Raw genomic sequence first — 255 nt, 5'->3', positions numbered from 1 at the left:
GTTGATCAAATCGAGCCGTGCGGCCAGATCAGGATGCTTGCGGATTGCCGCCAGCAGCGCCTTGAGTTCGGCTCGTTTGGACTTGGCCAGGGGCGCGATCTGCGCCTTCCAAACCCCTTGAATCCGCCTGTCGCGGCAACTCTCGAGCCGGTTCTTCAGCCTTGCGATGTCCTCCGTGATCTGGTCGATCATTGTCAGATGCTCGGCAAAGGGCTGAAGGCGCGGATCCGGAGCGGCATGGATCGTCCTGACCGC

1 pseudogene is annotated in these 255 nt (G+C 61.6%); it reads right to left on the bottom strand.

Annotation, left to right across the window (positions count from 1 at the left end):
• Window positions 1-192: pseudogene (locus G8O24_RS43235) on the bottom strand (IS110 family transposase); the annotation flags it as partial.
• Window positions 193-255: the final 63 nt, after the last annotated feature.

This window comes from Bradyrhizobium campsiandrae (assembly GCF_014529705.1).
Lineage (GTDB): Bacteria > Pseudomonadota > Alphaproteobacteria > Rhizobiales > Xanthobacteraceae > Bradyrhizobium > Bradyrhizobium campsiandrae.
Note: the sequence above shows the minus strand (reverse complement) of the source record. Positions and strands in the feature narration are given on the sequence as shown.